The sequence below is a fragment of the Verrucomicrobiia bacterium genome, assembly GCA_019634635.1.
Taxonomy (GTDB): domain Bacteria; phylum Verrucomicrobiota; class Verrucomicrobiia; order Limisphaerales; family UBA9464; genus UBA9464.
Genome location: JAHCBB010000031.1, coordinates 23,480 through 40,841, shown reverse-complemented (window position 1 = coordinate 40,841; position 17,362 = coordinate 23,480). Strand labels below are relative to the sequence as shown.

The window sequence follows — 17,362 nt, the reverse complement described above, 5'->3', positions numbered from 1 at the left end:
AGAAAGGCTCTCAATCGCCAGGCGGACGATGGGTGCGGGCACCGTCTGATTCGCCGACACGCTGCCGGCGTCGCGGCTCGGGCTGGGTGACGAATGCGGCGATCTCCCGGGCGGCCCTGGTTTCGATTCCGGACTTCTGGAGAAAGCCCAGATCGCGAAACCAGTCCACAAACCGGTGCTGCCACGTCCCAAACGGAATCCCGTTGCGGTCCGACAGGCCGCCGCTCATGCGGCTGCCATCCGGAAGCGGGTCGCCGGGATGACGCCCATTGCCGTAAATGTGCATCTCCACGTTCGGGATGCCCGCGTCGAGCATCGCGGCGAAATACTCGTTCGCCCAGATCGCGTGAACCCGGTCGCCCGCTCCAGCGCAGGTGATGAACGCCGGGGGCGTATTGCGCGGAATGTCCGGCGTCGCTCCCCGGGCGAACGGCGTCGGGCCAGGATAGATGATGCCCACGAAATCCGGCCGCGACGAAACCCCGGCCAGCGGATCACCCGCGACGTTGTTGGTCCGGTCGAACTCGTCAAACAGAATGGCCGCAGGGGACGCCAGTTCCGCGCCCGCGGAGAAGCCCATGATGCCGATCTTATTCGGGTCAATGCCCCACGCTCCGGCGTTCGCGCGGACGAGGCGGATGGCCTGGAGCGCGTCCCGGACTGCATCCACCTTCGCGTCGTAGCCGTCGGCCCGGAGGCGGTTGCGCAGGATGACCGTGTTGACCCCGTAGTTGAAGAAGTACGGGACGAAGTCCGCACCCTCCGTGCCCACGTTCAGTGTCCGGTGGCCGCCACCCGCCGCCAGGATGACGGCGGCACCGGTGTTGATCCCGCCCTCGACGGTATGCACCTCAATGGATGGATTGTGGATGTTGGTGATCCAACTGATGCGTCCCGGCACCGCCTGGCTCATCCGGTAGAACTCCGCTTCTCGCACGCGTTCCGCGTTGAGGTAATGGGAGCCGGGCGAATAAAGCGGCACCACCACACCGCCCTGGACAATGGGTTGCAGCGCGTAGGGGGCGTCATTGGTCGGCCCCGGTTTCGGCAGGCCGAGCGGTGCCGGCAATGGGCCGGCTGGCTGCGCGCCTCCCGGCGCGGGAGCGAGGACGAATGCCAGGGCTGCGATTAGCGGGACAGGTGCCTTGCAGAGATTGGGGGCGGATTTCATGGGGGGGACTTGAGCCATGCTTGATGGAGCAGCCAGGGGGAGCGTTCCTGAGGGCTTCGGCGTCAGGCTCCCACTCTTGATCCGTGCCGGGTTTTGAATGGAAGGACAGCGAGGATGCCGTTGAGCCGTGAAGGCGCCGCATGGCGGGAGCACTGGATGAGCATGGCGTTCCCAACCCATCCCACGCTTCCCGAACTGCGTCCAGTCGTCGGTTTCGGAAGCCCGTTCTACGTCCCGCCTAACGCACTTCGGGGTGTGCCTGTGGTCCTGCCAGCTCTCGACACGGATCGGATGTGGCCCCCTGGAAGGAGCCAGAGGGCGAGAAATGCCGGTCCACCATTCAGGGCCTGACACTCCGCTTCCTTCAGTCCACCTTCCGCATGTGGAGAGGATTCCAATCCGCGTGGTCTGCTGTGAACCGGTTGAACCGTGGCATTCCCGAATTGTTGAGATCTTGCTGGACCCGGACGCATTGGACCGCCGGGTTCTGAAAACCGTCGAACAGAACGTGGCGGCCGGTGAAGCACGCGAATTGCACAACGCGGCCCACGATCCGGAGCACGGGCCGGTGACCTATCTTCAACAAGTCCACGAGGGCGGCTTCTCGGTATTTTTCGGGCCGCCGGACCGCCTCCAGGAAACGTTCTTTGGCCCCGGCACGTATGTCGGGTTCATGGACGACCGGGGGCCCGGGCATGCGTCCAGGGTCGGACCGCACGGCGTCCGGCGCACGCTCAAGGTCCTCAAGGGACACCTGGCCGTCGGGTGAGGCGGACGATCGAATCTGCTGCCGGAAGAATTCCACGGGCCGCACCGTGCGTGTGTCAGGCGGGTGCTGCCCGCGGTCCCCATCGCTCATGCACTTGCGAAGCGGAACTGAAGTGGGGCGCGGTGAAACACGCCCCTACCTGCCCGAGGCAGTCCGCGGGTGTTGAACCTGGACCTTGACTTCGGTCCTCCGGATCAATGTTTGACCTTGCTGGAGGCCAGATACTCGAAGAGGTCGGTGAGATCGCCGGCCGGCAGATTCTCGAAGCCTCCGGGCATGATGGATTGCGGGGAGACATCGAGCGATTTGATGTCCCTGCGCTGCACCACGTGTTTCTGGCCGGAGAGATCAAGGATTTCGATGGCGGTTTCGCTCTCGGACTCGAGGCGGCCGGCAACAGATTCGTCGTCCCGCTTCGTCACGGTCCACAGGCGGAAGTTGGCCTCGACCGAACGGTTCGGATCAATGATGTCCACGAAGAAGTCGCCCTTGGGCCGCGCGCCGATGCCGGTGAGGTCGGGCCCAATGTGCGTTCCTTCGCCGTCGAGCACGTGGCAAACCGCGCAGTTCTGCGCAAAGACCGCCCTGCCGTTGGCGGGGTTGCCGGTCTGCTCGGTGAGCGGACGGACCCGCGAGAGGGCGGCCTCCATGTCGGTGCTGACGCGGGTCTGATCCAGCGTGCGGGCCAGATCGGCAAGCTCACGATTCCGGCTGCGGCGGAGCTGGGTCCAGACTTCGGCGGGAATGTCGGAGCGGATGAGCTTTCCCGACTCAACGCTCCTGAGCAGCGCGATGGTCCACTCGGGTCGGCGGGTCAGCGTGAGAATCACGGCGCGGCGGGACCCGGGCGTGAGGCCGTCCCAGACCCCGATCAGCACATCGGGAGCGGCTTCCATCCGGCTGTTGCCGATGGCCCGGATCAGGCCGGCGGCCAGTTCCGGGGAGGTCTGCAGGCTGACCTGTCCGGCGATCGTCCGCAGGGATGCCTCGGAATCGTCAAAAGCAATGAGCCGCCCGGCCGCCTTCACGCGGTCGGCGTCGGCCAGGTCGGGATTCCTGACCCGGTCGGAGAGCTCCTTCGACTGGGCCGCAATCTGCGGACCGAAGAGGTCGCGGCGTCCCCACGCGTCGGCCAGGGAGACCAGGGCCGCCCTGGTTTCCTCGGGGAGCGCATCCATCAGTGCGACGAGTTCGGCCTCCTCCTGACGCGTCAGCTCCGGACGCCTGTCTGCGGGCCAGTTCGCCGCGAGGCCTTCCAGCACGGGGGCCGCGGCCGCGGGCGCGGCCGTTCGGGCGGCCATCAGCATCGGTTGGACCGACCCGAACGTGGCGGTGGCACCGTGGTGGGCGGCCACCCGTTTCACGGCGGGCCCGGCGTCGCCCGGCAGGACCTCGGACGTCACCGATGCCGCAAGGGCGGCGGCGAGGAAGCCCCGGTCGTTGCGAGCGCCCGCGGCCGTTGCGGCGTCGGTCAGCCACGGGTCGCCGGCGTTCTCCGCGTCGTTCAGAGCGGCGAAGATCGCGGCGCCCGCGGCATCGGAAGCCGGGGTTTCGGCGAGGGCGAGCAGCGCGGCGAGCTTCACCTGGCCGTCGCTGTCGTTCAGCGCACCGGACGCCAGCACGGCATCACGGCCGGCGGCATTTCGCGGCAGCACGGTGGCGGCGTTGCGCCGGACCCCTGCGGCAGGATGTCTGAGCGCCCCGACCGCCGCCTTGAAGGCATCGGACGTTGCGTCGTTCAGCGCCCCCAGCCCGGCAAGCGTCCAGAGCGCGTGGTTGGCGGCGGTGTTCAAGCCGATGCCATCCGTGGCGGGGTTGCGGACCAGATTCACGAGCTCCGGCACGACGTCCATTTGCCCGCGCTCGACGAGGAGCCGCTGCGCGTGGTTCCGCCAGAGCAGATTGTCGTTCTTGAGCGCGGCGACCTGTTCCATGGGTGAGGCCGTGTCCAGGCGGCCGGGCGTGGCCGCGGGTTTCGATTCCTGGTGAACGATCCGGTAGATCCGTCCGTGGGACTTGTCCCGAAGGGAGGTCTCATATGCGTTTCCCTTTCCGTTCTGGAACCCCTGCGGCACGGGATTGTGCTGGATGATGTAATTGTACCAGTCGCCAAACCACAGGGCGCCGTCGGGACCCACCTCCGCGATGATGGGCGCGGCCCACTCGTCGTCGGAAGCCAGGAAGGACTTCATGTTGTGGGCGACGAAATTCGCCCCCATGGACTCGAGGACGAACTGGCCGATGAGATGGCCAGTGGGCTCGCAGACAAAGCCGACGCGGTTCCAATACTCCATCGGAAAGCTTCGGGCGGTGTAGATCGCCGCACCGGCGGCGGCCGTGTAGCGGCCATGGTGGTCCACCTGCCGGACCTTGTCCGTGATCGGATAAATGTTCTGGCTGTTCGCGATGGAATCAATCCGGCTGACCGACCAGCCGTTCACCCCCTCGTAGAAGCGATTGGCAATCGGCATGTACATGTAGGCGTTGCCGTTGGCGGTGGAGCCGAAGACGATGCCGTTTTCGTCAAAGGCAAGGCCCCAGGTGTTGTTGTTGCTGGAGCGGACAAATTCCATGGCTGATCCGTCGGGTTTGAAACGGAAGAAGCCCTGGCTGAAGCGGAGTTCCCTGCCTCCGACCGTGCCGCGAAAGCCGGAGTAGCCGACGACACCCCACATCCATCCGTCGGGACCCATGCGCAGGTTGCTCGCGGTCGCGTGGGTGTCCTCCATGCTCCAGCCGGTGAAGAGCGTCCTCCGCTCGTCCGCCCGGTCATCGCCATCGGTGTCCCTGAGGAGCTCCATCGCACCCGAGTGCATGACGACGATGCCGCCGTCCGCAAAGGCGAATGTGGTGGGGATGCTGAGCTTGTCGGCGAAGACCGTGAACTTGTCGGCGACGCCGTCGCCATCGGTATCCTCGCAGATCTTGATCTGATCACGGCCGTGTCCGGCAGGCTGCAGTTCGTTGGGGTAGTCGCGGGTTTCGGCGATCCAGAGGCGTCCGCGTTCATCCCAGGCGAAACAGACCGGTTTGAAGATGTCGGGCTCGTGGGCGAAGAGCCGGGCTTCGAAGCCGGGCGGCAGGACGTAGCGCTGCCGCGATTCCGCAGGACTGAGCGGCGCCTGCATCGTGCGGATCGGCTCACCCTGGGCTCCCCAGCGCTCGCTCGGGATGTAGTTCGGCAGGCGGTCGGGCGCCGGCACGTATTCCAGCGGCTTCAGGCCCGCATTCGGCGCGGAAACGGCGGGAAGATTCAGGCCGGCCGAGGGAAGCGCCGCGGCCACCGCGATATCAACGCCCAGCAGCAATCCGGCGAGCAGACCGGGACGCGACGAACAGTACGGGAGTGGAGTCTTCATCGGGGAAACGGAAACGAGGGACCCGGGCGGTGCAATGCGCATCGTCAGTTCGCGACCGGTTGGAACATCAGCCGGGGAAAAGGGTGGCGCACCTTCCGCTGGTTGCCGACGGACTTGGAGTCGTGGGCGACCCTCGCCAGCCGGCGGCGGGAAATGTCGTCGCGAGCGCGGCGGATCGGGGTGTCAAAACCGACCTTCCATGGGCCGCCGAGATCCGCGGCGAGAGGGATGCCTGCGGACGACCCGATCGCGCAGCCGGCTGAGGCAACTCCAGATCTCATGGTGAGCACTTGGTGCGGGAATTCGGGGTTCTGAAAGACGGGGGTGCGCCTGGTGCGCGATGGAGGAGTCACGGGCAAGCTCCGATCAGGGTGTGCAGGCGGCGTCCTTGCTTGTCAAGCCACTGGGGCAAAACCGCACCACTGGGCATGGGGGAACGGGACGTCGCCCCCCCCGAAGGAGACAGGACCGCATGGGTCCGCGCGGAGCGTCGTCCGCCTGCCGGGTCCGTTTCCCCGGGGCCGTCCTCTCCCGGCCTTCCATCCATCGTTCCATGCAATTGCCGGGATGCGCGTCCCTGCGGCACGAGGGCGCGCCACGAAATGCTCATGACCTCCAACCACCCTGTGCCTATCGTTCCCCCGTGATCCGCAATGTGATCTTTGACTGGTCCGGAACGTTGGTGGATGACCTGCCGGCGGTCTGGGAAGCCAGCAACCATGTGTTTCGCCAGGCGGGGGTGACGCCGCTCACTCTCGACGAGTTCCGCTCCGAGTTCCGCCTGCCGTACCAGGGCTTCTACGAAAAGTTCGTCCCGCAGGTGCCCCTGGAACAGCTTGAGACTTGGTTCCATGGCAGGTTCGCCGAGTGTCAGGACTCGGTGGTCCCCCTGCCCCACGCCCGCGAGTTGCTCGAGTTCTGCGCCGCCCGGGAACTCCGACAGTTCCTGCTGACCACCGTCCACCCGAGGCACCTTGCAGCCCAGGCCGAAACCACCGGTTTCGGCAAATACTTCGAGCGCATCTACTCGGGAATCGCCGACAAACGGCAGCAGATCCGCGCGCTGGTCGAGGAGAACGGACTGGACCCGGCGGCCACCGTGTTTGTTGGCGACATGCAGCACGACGTGGACACCGCGAGGCACGGCGGCATCCACAGCGTCGCGGTGCTCACCGGATACAACTCGCTTGGACAACTGCGCGAGAGCGCCCCGGATCTGATCGTCGAGCACCTCGGCGAGCTGCGCCAACTGCTGGAGCGCAACGGCCTTCGCATCGGCCCCACCCTGTCGAACCCCGCGCCGCGTCATCCCGTCGCCACGGTCGGGGCCCTGATCCGGGACGACCTTGGGCGGATGCTCCTCGTGCGCACCAGTAAGTGGTCCGATCGGTGGGGCATCCCCGGCGGCAAGATTGAGTGGGGGGAAACCTCCGTGGACGCCCTCCGCCGGGAACTGCGCGAGGAAACCGCACTGGAAGTGACGGACATCGAGTTCGTCTGCGTGCAGGATGCCATCCATCCCCCCGAGTTCTACCGGGACGCGCACTTCCTGCTGCTGAATTACACCTGCCGCGCGCCCGGGGTGCAGACGGTGCGGCTGAACGCCGAGGCGCAGGAATTTCGGTGGCTGGCCCCCGAGGACACATTAAAGCTGCCGCTCAACCAGCCGACGCGTGTCCTGGTGGAGCGGGTGCTTGACGCGGCTTCCGACCAGGTGGTCACCGCGTGACCGGCAAAACGCACCCCCGCACCCATGGATACCATCATCATCTCCGATCTCGAGGTGCAGTATTGCGTCGGCGTACCCGACGAGGAACGGGCTGCTCCCCAGCGCCTGCTGCTGTCGGTGGAACTTGATCATGACTTCACCCGCGCCGCGGCGTCGGACGACCTCACCCACACGTTGAACTACGATGCCGTTTGCCGCCGGCTCCGCGAACTCGGGGAGGGCCGCAACTGGCGGCTCATTGAGACGCTCGCCGTCGAGATCGCCGAGCTTCTGCGCAGGGAGTTCCGAGCCGCCAGGGTTCGCGTGATGATCAAGAAGTTCATCATCCCCGGAACCCGGTACGTGGCCGTCCGGATCGAGCGCGGTCCGTTGCGTCCGCCGGAGACCCCCCGCCAGCGCGTCATGCGCCAGATTGGCGGTGTCCCAGGCGGCCTGCGCTGACCCCGGCGCCATTCATCCCCGCATCCCCGCCAACTGGCCCCCGTGGCGGCGGGAGCATCCCGCTCGGCACTCGACGAGACCCCACCCCGGCCCTCAAACCACCTCCACCGGGCACTTCGGGATCGCGTCGAGAAACTGCCGGCCGTACCGCTTGACCAGCACGCGGTTGTCCAGCACCACCACCATGCCGGAATCGTCCCGGGTGCGGATCAGGCGTCCGACGCCCTGGCGAAACTTGAGGATCGCCTCCGGCAGGCTGAACTCGGAAAAGGCATTCCCGCCGCGCGCCTCGATCCGCTCCAGGCGCGCCTCGATGAGCGGATGATCCGGGACGGCAAACGGCAGCCGTGTGATGATCACGTTGCTCAGCGCCTCCCCCGGCACGTCCACCCCCTGCCAGAACGAGTCGGTGCCAAAGAGCACGGAATCCACGTCCTCCTTGAATTTCTCCAGCATCGCCGTGCGGGGCATGCCGGTGCCCTGCACAAAGCACGCCAGCCCGGCCCGCTCGAAGAACTCCGCCATCCGGCCGGCCACCTGCTGCATCAGGCGGGTGTTGGTGAACAACACAAAGGCCTTGCCTGCCGAGCGGCCGATGAAGTGCTCGATCCAGTGGACCAGGGCATCCTCATATCCAGGATCACGCGGATCCGGCATTTTGCCGGCCACGAAAAGGCGCATCTGTCGCTGGTAATCGAACGGGGAACCCACCTGAAGCCCCCGGGCAGCCTCGCCGCCCACCCGCCGGGCGAAGTATCGAAGCGCCGGGGACGCCCCCGCAGGGCCTTCGGCCGGTTGTCCAGCCGCCGTTTGGCCCCCGTGAATGCCAAGGGTTGCGCTGGTCATCACCACACTGGTGTTGGCCCCGAACAACCGCTCGCGCAGGTACACCGCGACGTCCACCGGCGCCGCGTTCAGCGAAAGAACCCGCTGGGACCGTCCGGTGCGCTCAACCCAGTACACATGATCCTCGGCATCCTGCCTCAGGAACGTCTGCACCGCCGTGCGCAGCTCCGACAGGCGCCGCAGCGCCTCCTGGAGCTCTTCCGCCGACTCCCGGTCGTCGGCGGACTGGACCAGCTCCATCAGGCGCTCGCGCAGCCGCTGCAGGGACAGCGTCACGGTGTCTTCGACAAGGTCCGGGCGCCGGATGCGCAACTCCCGCCAGGCGCGACCGGGCAGCGCGCCCGCTGACGATTCCGGGAGGGCTCCCGGACGGTCCGGCCGCGCCGTCCGGGCCAACTGCTCGCACGAATCCTCGATCCGTCCGAAGAAGTCGTCCGTCTGCTCCAGCACCTCCGCGACGGCGCGCACCGGTTCGCCCACGCGCAGGGTCGCGAGAAGGCCCTTCTCGGTGCGGGGGTTCCACAGGCGCTGGAGGGCGTACCGGACGCCCCCGCTGCTGACACTGACCCCGATATGGCGGGCCGCGACCTGCTCGACGGTGTGCGCCTCGTCGAAGATGACAAAGTCGTTGCGGAACAGGACCCCTTCGGGGAGCTCCTCCTCGACCCCGCCCAGCAGGGTGAAAAAGAGGGTGTGGTTCAGCACGAGAACATCGGCACCGAGGATCCGCTGGCGTGCGCGCTGGAAGAAGCAGACGTTGCCGGAGCGGACCCGGTCGCTGGCGTACCCGCATTTCTTCGGGGTGCAAAGGCCGCGCTCGGAGCACACGTGTTCCCACACCTTCGGATCCGGTTCCTCAGGGAAGTCGCTCAGGGAGCCGTCAGTGGTGGTCGCCGCCCATTCCTGAATGCGCCGCAATTCCGAGGTTTCGGGCGAGGTGAACAGCGAATCGGCCTGCTGCAGCGCCTTCTCCAGGCGACGGGTGCACAGGTAATTCTGGCGCCCCTTGAGCATGGCGAACTGGAACTCCACCGGAAGGACCTTCTGGAGCAACGGCAGATCCTTCTCGGTGAGCTGTTCCTGGAGGTTGATGGTATGGGTGGAGATGACGGCTTTCCGCTTTTGCGCCACGGCGAACAGGATGGCCGGAACCAGATAGGCGAAGCTCTTGCCCACACCGGTGCCGGCCTCGACCACCAAGTGTTCGCGTCGGGTGAGGGCTCGCGCCACGGCCATGGCCATGGCCTGCTGCTGCGGGCGGTACTCAAAATTGCGGGCCTGGGAAAACAGGCCCGTTTCCGAAAAAATCCCGCCGACCTGTTGGACCAGGTCGGGCGCGGCGGCGTCTTCAGCCGAAAGCAGCATCGGGGAGAGTCAACCGCGGATGGGCGGATGGCGCAACGCGCCGGCTTTGCGGGCCGTTCCTGTCCTGCGGGCTCAAAATCGAAGGATTGCCTGGAGGTAGGTGAAATTGCTTTGGGGATCCGGCCCCGTGGCCGCCACAAAGGAACCGGGGAAGAAGTGCGCATAGACCACCTCGAACTCCACCCACCGGATGGGTGTGTACGTCACCCGGACGTCCAGTTCCTGCCCCACAAAGGATCCACTATCGCCCGTGGGATCAAGCCGGAGCCCTCGCACCCAGGCATCCTGGTCGCTGGCCAGCCAGAACGAGCGGTAGATCAGCTCGGCACGCAGCGGCAGGGCGGGCTGGATGCTGAACCGCATCGCGGGATCCACGATGTTTTGCCACGAAAAATAGCCGCTGAAACCGTAGAAGGCGAAGTTCGCACCAAAGAGCGGATCGAAACGCTGCTGGGTTCCGTCCCCCGGGTCCCGGTCGCCGCTGGCGTAGTTCAACCACCATCCAAGACGCGGACGCCATGAGGCGTCCCACGTGTAACCGGTCTCGAAGTGGGATGCCCAGGCCCGATGGGGCATGTTGCGGGACCGGCCCACCTGTCCCGCAATGCTGACGTCGTAGTCCCACTTTCTGGAGTCCCAGGCGCCGAAGGCATGGAATCCGAACGTGTGGAGCTGCCGCTGAATCGAGACCCCGGGCTGCGCGTCCTGGCTCAACAGGAGCCAGAAGGGCTCGACCTGGACCTCCGGCGAACCGACGCGCCAGTAGCCGGTCACCCCGTACAGCCAGCTGTTGCCCGAGTGCCAGTCCCAGCCGTCCGGGTCCCGATCCACAGGACGCACGGCAAAGGCGTCCACCTCCCACGGGCTCCGGTCACGTCCGAGGCGCACCCGGAATCCATCGAAGGCGCTGATGGCATTGCGGAACCGGTTGCGGGCGATCAGCCGCCGGTCCACGGCGTCAAAGGCCATCCGGCCCGCCATCAAGGTCAGGGACTGACCGTCCACCACGTTCTCAAAATAGAGGTCTGCATGTCCCTGGAGCAGGTCGGTCTCATTCACTTCGTTGGGCAACGGGTCGCGATCCCCGGTCACCCGGCGGGCGTCCTCGAACTCCGCGGCGAATCGGAGCGGATCAAGAATCCTGCGGACCCCGAGGTACACGAGGTTCTGGGTGAGGAGCGCATCGTCGTCGGGCTGGCCCGGGATCCGGTAATCGTTGTCGCGAATTTCATAGCGCAGGCGGGACTGAATTCCCGCATCAAGCCAGTCCGCGGACTCCAGGCCCGTCCAGCCGTTGGTGCGCGCGGTCTCCTGCAGCAGCCGGGCGTATTCCGGCCGGTCCGAGACGCGATTGGCCCCTGCAGCGCGGGTGATGAAGGGTCGAAACTCCTGCGCGTGGACGGAGGGCCGTCCGGGGAACGAAAACGCTGCCAGCACCGCCAGGGCCCGTGGAATGAAGACCGCGCGTGTCATCGCTTCGGGCATGGCCGCCCTGCCGAACCCCGGATTCGGAAGTGGCCCGGACGTCTCTCAGTACTCCCGCGGCCGCAGGACCACGACGTCCGGCTTCGCCTTGTGCTTGGCGATCATGTTGGCGGGCAGATACCCACGCCAGGAGAGGTTCGGATAGACCATCGAGTGGCGTCCGATCACCGACCCGGGGTTCAACACCGCGTTGCACCCGATGTCGGTATGGTCGCCCAGCAGCGCGCCAAATTTCCGAAGGCCGGTGTCCACCGGATGCCCGTTCTCCCCCTCGACCCAGACATTGGAGCCGTCGAGCTTGAGATTGGACAGGGCCGCGCCCGCACCGAGATGCGCCTTGTAACCAAGGACGCAGTCCCCCACATAGTTGAAGTGCGGCACTTGGGCACCATTGAACAGCATGGAGTTCTTCACCTCGCAGGAATTCCCGATCACGCAGTCGTCGCCAATGAGGCAGTTCTCCCGGAGATAGGCATTGTGCCGCAGCACACAGTTTTTTCCGATGATGGCCGGGCCGACGATCATCACCCCGGCCTCCAGCACCGTGCCCTCCCCGATTTCCACCTGATCCCCCAGATGCACCGTCCCCATCACCCGATGAAGCTGCTTGCCCGGCCGGACCCGGCCGCGGATGTAGTTCCCGAGCTTCGCCAGCACTTCCCAGGGACGGGTGCACCCCTCGAAAATTGCGGCATGGTCCGTCTGGTTGAGATCGAACAGGCCGGAGGTTTCGTACATGAGGCGACCGTGCAAAATGTCGCGGGGCCGGGGCAATCGCAAAGAACACGCCGGCCGGATCCGGACACCGATGTCCGGAGACCCCGATGAGCGGCTCCCTCCACCTGGTGCCACCGCTGGTGGCGGCCGTGGTCTTCGCCTTTGGCAACCTCCTGCAAAAGCGGGCCTTCCAGGAGGGCGCCGGGCTGATGCCCGCTTTTGCGCTGAACCATGTGGCCCTTGGCCTCACCTTTCTGCCCATGCTGGCCTGGGGGGAAGTCCCCCGTCCGGGAACCGCACTATGGCATCCGGTCCTTGCCGGAACGGCATTCTTCACGGGATCAGTGCTCGGTCTGCTCGCGCTGCGCGGAGGCGACGTGTCGGTGGTCACCCCCCTCCTCGGCACCAAGGTGATCCTGGTGGCAGCCCTCTCCACACTCGTCTTCCGCGTGCCCCTCGGGGCCGGACACCTCGCGGCCGCGGGCCTGACCACGCTCGGCGTCCTCGTGATGGGATTCAGCGATCGCCGGCCCGGACGGGGCACCGGACGCAGCACCGTGCTGGCGCTGCTCTGTTCGCTGTGCTTCGCGGTTTGCGACACGCTGATCCAGCAGTGGGCCGGCCCCTTCGGCATCCCCACGTTCATCCCCATGCTCTTCGGCACCCTCGCGGTTCTTTCGATGGTGGTGGTGCTCGGGACCGGACGTGAGGCCATCCGCGTTCCCCGGGCCGCCCTCCCGTGGCTGCTCGCGGCTTCCGCCGCCGCCGTCATCCAGGCCGTGCTGATCACGGTCAGCATCGCCGTCTGGCGCGACGCCACGGGGGTCAATGTCGTCTATGCCCTTCGCGGCTTGTGGGGTCTGGCGCTCGTCTGGTGCCTTGGCCACCGATTCGGCAATACCGAGCGGGCGGACGCCGGTGGACGCCGGATGGGTTGGCGGCTGGCGGGCGCGGGACTGATCCTGATGGCAGTCCTCCTCGCTCTGAACTCTGGCGGTCCGCCGGATTCCCGGCCGTTTCCTTCGTTGCCGGAGAACCCCCACGGACCCTAGGCTCCGCCAATGCGAAGCACCGGGGACCTGCTCCGCGCCGAACGGGAGCGCCGTCGTCTGACCATTGCTCAGGTGGCCGATGCGACCAAGATCAAGGGCGACCACATCCGCGCCATCGAAGCCGGCCATTGGGCAACCTTCTCGGCCCCGGTGTATGTCCGCGGATTCGCCAAGACCTACGCCCGACACCTGCGACTGGACCCCGACGCCATTGTCGCCCAGCTCGACGCCGAATTGGAGGGCCGCGACGATTTTGCGGATGGCGGACCGGGGGCCCGAACTCTGCGGCGCGGTCCCTTGGACTTCATCATGATGAAGCTGGCGCTGCTCCGCTGGCAGGTGCTCTTCCCCCTCGCCCTCGGGGTCGCCGTCCTGCTCGCGGCGTGGCGGGCCTGGACCTCCTGGCAGCATCGTCCGGCCACGGTGCCCGCCGCCCCGACGGCGCCGCGTCTCTACCAGCCCCGAACCACGCCCGGCCCCGCACAACTCCCCCTGCCGTCCACCTCCAACGGCCCGGGGCGGATTCCGGCCCGATGATGCAGGCCGGTGAAGGCCCCTCCACTCCATCGTCTCTTTGAGGGGCGGGGCAACAATCCGCGACGCCGTCCGCACGCGCACTCCCCACAGGCACGGATTTCCGTTGCACCAACGACCCGACGGGGTCTCACCCCACCCGATCCGTTCCTGGCGGGTTCATCCAGGCAATCCTGATCCATCTCGTCCGGCACCTGATCCCGCAGACCTCCCGCAAAACTTCGACGTGACACCCCGAATTCCCGCATGGATTCTCCCTCCCGAGATGAATTGCCTTGTCAAACTGTTCGGACTGTTCGGCCTCGTGACCGGACTGTCGCTTTGCCATCCGGCTTCGGCACAGGACGCACCGTCCGGAGACCAGGCCGCTGCCGCGACCAACGAGGTGGCCGTGCTGAAATTCAAGGGCTACGGGGAGATCGTCCTCGAGTTCCTGCCGGACGTCGCGCCCAAGACTGTTGAAAACTTCAAGAAGCTCGCCGGCAGCAAGTTTTACGACGGCACGCTGTCGCACCGCCTGATTCCCGGTTTCATGATCCAGCTGGGGGACCCGCTGACCAAGGATCCCGCAATGGAGGCCCGATGGGGCACCGGGGACCCCGGCTACAAAATCAAGGCGGAGTTTAGCGACAAGCCGCACGTCAAGGGCACGGTGTCCATGGCGCGGAGCAGTGATCCCGATTCCGCCGGCAGCCAGTTCTTCATCTGCTTTGGAACGGCTCCCCATTTGGACCGGAGCTACACGGTGTTTGCGAAGGTCCTTGAGGGCATGGATGTCCTGGATCAGCTCGAGAAAGCGGAGGTTGGCGGTCCATCCCGCAGCAAACCCCAGAAGCCGGTGGTGCTGGAAAGCGTCACCCTCATGCCGCGCTCGGACTGGAAACCCCAGCCCAAGTAACTCCCGGAAACGAGGACCCGATGCCCAACGAAACCAGCGATGCCGAGGTGGCCGTGATCAAGACCGCCCACGGGGAAATGGTCGTGGAGTTCTGGCCCGAGGTGGCCCCAAAAACAGTCGAGAACTTCAAGTCCTTGGCGCGAAAGGGATTCTATGATGGCACCGCCTTTCATCGGATTGTGAAGGGCTTCATGGTCCAGGGTGGGGATCCGCTGACCAAGGAGGCATCCATGGAATCCCGCTGGGGCACCGGAGGTCCCGGACACCGCGTGCGCGCCGAATTCAATGACCGCCCGCACCGTCGCGGCGTCATATCCATGGCGCGGTCGTCGGATCCCGACTCGGCCGGCAGCCAGTTTTTCATCTGCCTTGGCGACGCGGCCTTCCTCGACGGCAAATACACCGCCTTCGGCTCGCTCGTGCGCGGGGACGAAGTTCTCGGATCCCTGGGCGATGCCATCACCAAGACCTCCTCCGGAGGTGAAAAGAGTTCCCCGGTGCAACGGCAACACGTTGAGAGCATCCGGATTGTGAACCGCGACGAACTGGCGTGATGGGCGACGCGGCAGGGGATCCCCGGGATGACCCGTCCATCGCTCCGGAAATTGAAGACCTTGCGGCGGCGCTCAAGGCCATGGGGTGTCCCCCCGACCGCTCCATCGCGATGGCGTGTCAACTGGAGCGTCGCGCCCGTCAACTAGCGTCACAAACCAGTCGCACTCGCGACGAAGCCCTCCTGCACCTGCTCAAGCTGATGGCCGGCGGGTGGGCCAACCGTCCGCCCGAGGCCCCGACCCACGCCGTCGTCCCCTCCTCCCATGCCTCCTGAACCCGCCGTCAAGGCTTGGCCGGTGCTCTCCTCGAAGTCGCTGGCGAACTACCGGATCTTTTCGCTGCGCAGCGACCTGAAGATCAATCCCCGCACCGGCGACCGGCACGACTTCTTCGTCCTCGAATGTCCGGACTGGGTCAATGTGGTCCCGGTGACTCGGGACGGTCGGATCGTCATGATTGAGCAGTTCCGGCACGGGTCCAACACCACCGAACTGGAAATCCCCGGAGGCGTGATGGATCCGAACGAAAGGGACCCGCTGGTCACCGGTCAGCGCGAACTGCGCGAGGAAACGGGTTACGAGGGCTCCCGGGCGCGCCTCATCGGGCGCATCTACCCAAACCCCGCCATCCAGTCGAACGTCTGCCACACCCTGCTGGTAGAGGACTGCGAGCGGCGCCATGAGATGGATCTGGACCATGCCGAGGACATTCAGGTCCGCCTCGTGCCGGTCGCGCGCATCCCGGAACTCATGACGTCCGGCGCCATCCGCCACGCCCTCGTCATGGTGGCCCTGTCGCATTACCTGATGGGATCCGGGATTCTCGGCCATCCGCCCGGCGCAGGTTCCGCGTAACCGTCCGCTCGAACTGACGGTCGTCAAACGCGGGAACGGCCTGTCCGCGGGCCAAACCCGTTGTTTCCAAGCGTCTGCAGTTCGATTTTCCTTCTTGTCCCATGGCCCGCCCGCGCACGTACGGTTTTCTGACCTGGTTCATTGTCCTCGCCCTGCTCGCAGCAGCGGGTTGGGGCGGGTGGCGCTGGCGGCGCCAAAAGTCCGCGACGGCCGCAATCCCCACCTTGAGAACCAACGCGGTGGTCGTCGGCGACATCATCCAGAGCGTCACGGCCAACGGTGCCCTCACTCCGGTGCGTCTGGTCAGCGTTGGCAGCCAAGTTTCCGGGATCCTCACGGAGGTCCTCACGGACTTCAACTCCACCGTGAAGGAGGGGGACGTGCTCGCGAAGATTGACCCGTCCACGTTCGAGCGCGAGCTGGCGCGGGCGGAGGCGGATCTGGCCAGCGCGATGGCCGGCCTGGCCCTTGCCGAGGTCAATCTCCAGCGCGACCGATCGCTGCACGAAAACAAGCTGATCTCGGAAATTGAGTTCAAGGGGACCGAGGTGAACCGGCTTCAGGCCGAAGCCACGGTCAAGATGCGCGAGGCCGCCGCCGACCGTGCCCGCGTGGATCTGGAGCGGACCACCATTCTAGCGCCCATCAGCGGGATGGTCATCACCCGCAAAGTCGAGGCCGGCCAGACGGTGGCCGCCAGCCTCAACACCCCTGAACTGTTCACCATCGCCAACGATCTCGCACAAATGCAGATCGAAACCATGGTCAGTGAGGCCGACGTCGGCGGTGTCGAGGATGGACAGGAGGTGAAGTTCCAGGTGGACGCCTTCCCCAACCGGCAGTTCCGCGGACGGGTTCGCCAGGTCCGCTATGCGGCCACCACCAACCAGAACGTGGTCACCTACAACACCATCGTGGAGGTGGACAACAGGGACATGAAGCTGCGTCCCGGCATGACGGCGAATGTCACCATCCTGACCGCCCAGCGCACCAACGTCCTCCGCGTCCCCAACGCCGCGCTGCGCTTCCGTCCGCCGGACACCATCCGGGTCGGCTCCACCAATGACGCCGTGGCCCGGGCCGCCGGGCCCAAGGCCCCGGGGGCGCCTCCTTCCGACGAGATGCCCGTGCCGCCATGGGTTGCCGAGGGTCGCCGCCCCACCGAGGAGGAACGCACCCGGTTCGAGGCGAGCCTGACTCCGGAACAACGGGAGCAGTACCGCCAGATGCGCGAGCGCATGCGCGCCATGATGGCCGCGGGGGGCGGCGGTCCCGGAGGCGGGGGCGGTGCCATGAGTGCCATGGCCGGGGGAAACCGGACACCCGCAGCCGATGGCCCCGGCATCCGCACCGTGTACCTCGTGGATCCCGACCGGTCGTCCCCCGCCAGCACGGTCCTGAAGGCGGTATCGGTCAGGACGGGGATCAGTGACGGCACCTTCACCGAGATCATCGAGGGCCTGAGTGCGGGCGACATTGTGGTGAGCGGCCTTGCGGCGCCGACCACCGCGGCGAGTGCGCCGACCCCGAATCCGTTCGGCAGTCCCTTCGGCGGGCCCCGGCGCTGAGTCCGGTCACCCCCAGCGG

The 17,362-nt window shown here is 66.3% G+C and carries 16 protein-coding genes; 10 read left to right on the top strand and 6 right to left on the bottom strand.

Translation table 11 applies throughout. The features are described from left to right. Nucleotides 1–10: 10 nt before the first annotated feature. On the bottom strand, nt 11–1,171 hold the full coding sequence (locus tag KF791_16875; protein ID MBX3734251.1) for an alpha/beta hydrolase fold domain-containing protein: 1,161 nt from the start codon (nt 1,169–1,171) through the stop codon (nt 11–13). Between the two features lie 454 nt (nt 1,172–1,625). Here KF791_16875 and KF791_16870 point away from each other — a divergent pair, with 454 nt between their 5' ends. Then, a complete protein-coding gene (locus KF791_16870; protein MBX3734250.1) occupies nt 1,626–1,940 on the top strand; it encodes a hypothetical protein in 315 nt (104 codons plus the stop codon). Between the two features lie 194 nt (nt 1,941–2,134). Here the strand turns inward: KF791_16870 and KF791_16865 are convergent, their stop codons facing one another. Together KF791_16865 and KF791_16860 are read right to left on the bottom strand one after the other, a co-directional pair. Further along, nucleotides 2,135–5,299 (bottom strand): c-type cytochrome, encoded by a 3,165-nt coding sequence (locus tag KF791_16865; GenBank protein ID MBX3734249.1) that lies wholly within the window; start codon nt 5,297–5,299, stop codon nt 2,135–2,137. Nucleotides 5,300–5,343: 44 nt separating this feature from the next. Further along, nucleotides 5,344–5,580 (bottom strand): hypothetical protein, encoded by a 237-nt coding sequence (locus tag KF791_16860; protein MBX3734248.1) that lies wholly within the window; start codon nt 5,578–5,580, stop codon nt 5,344–5,346. Between the two features lie 272 nt (nt 5,581–5,852). On the opposite strand from KF791_16860, the gene KF791_16855 reads away from it, so the two are divergent. Further along, nucleotides 5,853–7,028, top strand: coding sequence for an NUDIX domain-containing protein (locus tag KF791_16855; GenBank protein ID MBX3734247.1), 1,176 nt, complete (start codon nt 5,853–5,855; stop codon nt 7,026–7,028). Nucleotides 7,029–7,052: 24 nt separating this feature from the next. Continuing rightward, complete coding sequence (folB, locus tag KF791_16850) at nt 7,053–7,469, top strand: dihydroneopterin aldolase (protein MBX3734246.1); 417 nt, start codon at nt 7,053–7,055, stop codon at nt 7,467–7,469. 93 nt (nt 7,470–7,562) lie between these two features. Here the strand turns inward: folB and KF791_16845 are convergent, their stop codons facing one another. The 3 genes from KF791_16845 to KF791_16835 all read right to left on the bottom strand — a co-directional run bounded on the left by KF791_16845 (nt 7,563) and on the right by KF791_16835 (nt 11,903). Further along, the gene (locus KF791_16845) at nt 7,563–9,680 is read right to left on the bottom strand and encodes an ATP-dependent DNA helicase (protein ID MBX3734245.1); all 2,118 of its coding nucleotides are present in this window, start codon (nt 9,678–9,680) and stop codon (nt 7,563–7,565) included. Nucleotides 9,681–9,752: 72 nt separating this feature from the next. After that, on the bottom strand, nt 9,753–11,165 hold the full coding sequence (locus KF791_16840; protein MBX3734244.1) for an alginate export family protein: 1,413 nt from the start codon (nt 11,163–11,165) through the stop codon (nt 9,753–9,755). A gap of 45 nt (nt 11,166–11,210) precedes the next feature. Further along, complete coding sequence (locus tag KF791_16835) at nt 11,211–11,903, bottom strand: UDP-N-acetylglucosamine diphosphorylase (protein ID MBX3734243.1); 693 nt, start codon at nt 11,901–11,903, stop codon at nt 11,211–11,213. 86 nt (nt 11,904–11,989) lie between these two features. Here KF791_16835 and KF791_16830 point away from each other — a divergent pair, with 86 nt between their 5' ends. The 7 genes from KF791_16830 (at nt 11,990) to KF791_16800 (ending at nt 17,343) form a co-directional block, all read left to right on the top strand. Beyond that, the gene (locus tag KF791_16830) at nt 11,990–12,934 is read left to right on the top strand and encodes an EamA family transporter (protein MBX3734242.1); all 945 of its coding nucleotides are present in this window, start codon (nt 11,990–11,992) and stop codon (nt 12,932–12,934) included. 9 nt (nt 12,935–12,943) lie between these two features. Beyond that, nucleotides 12,944–13,471, top strand: coding sequence for a helix-turn-helix domain-containing protein (locus KF791_16825; protein MBX3734241.1), 528 nt, complete (start codon nt 12,944–12,946; stop codon nt 13,469–13,471). Between the two features lie 262 nt (nt 13,472–13,733). Next, nucleotides 13,734–14,366 carry a peptidylprolyl isomerase gene (locus KF791_16820; GenBank protein MBX3734240.1) on the top strand — a complete coding sequence of 211 codons (633 nt, stop codon included), beginning with the start codon at nt 13,734–13,736 and terminating at the stop codon, nt 14,364–14,366. A gap of 20 nt (nt 14,367–14,386) precedes the next feature. Then, entirely contained in the window at nt 14,387–14,920 is a 534-nt protein-coding gene (locus KF791_16815; GenBank protein MBX3734239.1) for a peptidylprolyl isomerase, read from the top strand. Further along, entirely contained in the window at nt 14,920–15,195 is a 276-nt protein-coding gene (locus KF791_16810) for a hypothetical protein (GenBank protein MBX3734238.1), read from the top strand. Before KF791_16815 ends, KF791_16810 begins: the two co-directional genes overlap by 1 nt. Then, a complete protein-coding gene (locus KF791_16805) occupies nt 15,185–15,775 on the top strand; it encodes an NUDIX hydrolase (GenBank protein ID MBX3734237.1) in 591 nt (196 codons plus the stop codon). Before KF791_16810 ends, KF791_16805 begins: the two co-directional genes overlap by 11 nt. 101 nt (nt 15,776–15,876) lie before the next feature. Continuing rightward, nucleotides 15,877–17,343, top strand: coding sequence for an efflux RND transporter periplasmic adaptor subunit (locus tag KF791_16800; protein ID MBX3734236.1), 1,467 nt, complete (start codon nt 15,877–15,879; stop codon nt 17,341–17,343). Nucleotides 17,344–17,362 lie beyond the last annotated feature (19 nt).